At 33.3% G+C, this 2,045-nt stretch carries 1 protein-coding gene and 1 pseudogene; both read left to right on the forward strand.

What is annotated here, in order from left to right; genetic code table 11:
• Positions 1–110: 110 nt before the first annotated feature.
• Positions 111–971: a DUF421 domain-containing protein gene (locus QQZ16_RS02230; protein WP_251629965.1), complete on the forward strand. Its 861-nt coding sequence runs from the start codon at positions 111–113 to the stop codon at positions 969–971.
• 115 nt (positions 972–1,086) lie between these two features.
• A pseudogene (locus tag QQZ16_RS02235) lies at positions 1,087–1,593 on the forward strand (DUF421 domain-containing protein).
• Positions 1,594–2,045: the final 452 nt, after the last annotated feature.

Genomic DNA, 2,045 nt, shown 5'->3' on the forward strand with positions numbered 1-2,045 from the left:
GTAGTACACGAAGTAACAAAAGATTTAAAAAAAAGAGTAGGAGAACTAGAAGGAGAGGAACTTCAGTACAAAGGTTTCTAGAAAAACTATATTTACAGGGGGTGTAAGCAGTGCCTGAATGGTTAGATATAGCTGTACGCTCAGCATTATTTGTTGCTGTTTTATTTTTCATTACAAAATGGTTAGGGAAAAAGCAAATTTCAGAACTATCTTTCTTTGAATATGTCACCGGTATGTCTATTGGAAGTATTGGTGCAGAAGTGGCTACGGGACTTGAACGGAACATTTTTCACGGAATTATTGGAATTGTCATTTTTGCGGCTATTCCCTTTTTCAGTGATTTAATTTCCTTAAAAAGTAAAGGTTTTCGCAATTTTATAGAAGGAAAAGCAACTGTATTTATCAAAGATGGGAAGATTATGGAAGATAATTTAAAAAAGGAAAGATATACGACAGATGAACTGTTAGAGCTACTTCGCAGGAAGGATGTCTTTCAAGTCTCTGATGTAGAATTTGCTGTTTTAGAGGCAACAGGTGATTTATCTGTGATGCTAAAGAAAGAAAATCAACCTTTAACAGCAAAGGATATAAACTTGAAGGTTGCTTCAATCAAGGAGCCTCAGACCATTATTATGGATGGTACAATAATGGATGAACCACTAGCCACGATTGGACGAAGTCGGGCTTGGCTACAAACTGAATTAGAAAAACTAGGGGTAACGATTGAAAATGTATTTCTGGGACAGGTTAATTCTTACGGAGAGTTAACGATTGATCTGTTTGACGATAAATTACAAGTCGCCCCCCCACAAGAAAGACCCTTAATTCTTTCAACCTTGAAAAAATGTCAAGCAGACTTAGAACTATTTGCTCTTGGAACGGAATCAAAAGACGCCAAACAAATGTATAGGTTAAACAGTGAAAAATTACAAGAAGCCATTGATAAAGTGACCCCTATTTTAAAAGGATAAGGATTTAGCTTAGATTCATACATGACGAAAAAAAGATACCATTTTTAATTGAAATAAGTTTAAAAACCTTAGTCCAATTTCGGACTAAGGTGAATTTTTTTACGAGGTGTTAGAAGTGTCTATTTTTTTAGTTAAAGTTATTTTTATCTATATTGTGTTTATTGTAGCAGTAAATATTTTAGGGAAATCAGCTCTATCCCAACTTACCCCTCATGATTTTGGAGCGATTCTTTTTTATCTTAATCGAAATTTAAAGGAAAGTAGATATCCTTTACCTGAGCTGTTGTCTAATTTAAGAACAACAGGATATCCGGATATTCACGATAATGAATATGCGATTTTGGAAGCAACAGGTGAAATTAGCATTTTTCCAAGAAAAGAATTAGTTCCTATTACTCCAAAAGATTTACATATGAAAGTGGAATACCGCGGATTACCCATAGTCGTTGTCATTGAAGGGAAAGTGCAAAAGCGTAAATTAAAATTTATCAACAAAAATGAAAAGTGGTTAAAGGAAGAACTAAAGGCAAAGTGATATCTTCAAATCAAAGATTTTTTTTATGCTGCTGTTAGAGATACCGATCATTCATTAAACATTAACAAAAAAGATGTTAACGACTAATTTTAAGACGATTTCCTCCCAATATAAATTAATGTTTTCTCTTATTTACTCCTTATTGCATTTACCAATTTCATTTTCCAAATTTATAAAAAATTATACCTATATTTAGGAATTTACCAGATGGTAATTTTCAAAATCACTAAGTCTCTAGTTAGGACAGTGCCCAGATCATTACGCCTTTCTTGATGTCAGAACTTTCCCAACCTTAATTCTCTTTTTTTCGTTCTTAATATCTTATACAAGTTCTTATAAAGGTAGTCCATAATATATAACAGACAATCCCTTCATATTCCATACGTATACTGGTTACATAGTTTGTACATGATAAGAGAAACAGAAGGAGGGATTCCAGTTGGAGTGGATTTTTTATCTATACCTGTTAAATACGTTCTTTATCTTATTCATAGCAATTTGGGAAGTTCGTCGGCCTGCCAAGGCTTTGAATTGGATAA

This window comes from Bacillus sp. T2.9-1 (assembly GCF_950097965.1).
Classification (GTDB): Bacteria; Bacillota; Bacilli; order Bacillales; family Cytobacillaceae; genus Niallia; species Niallia hominis.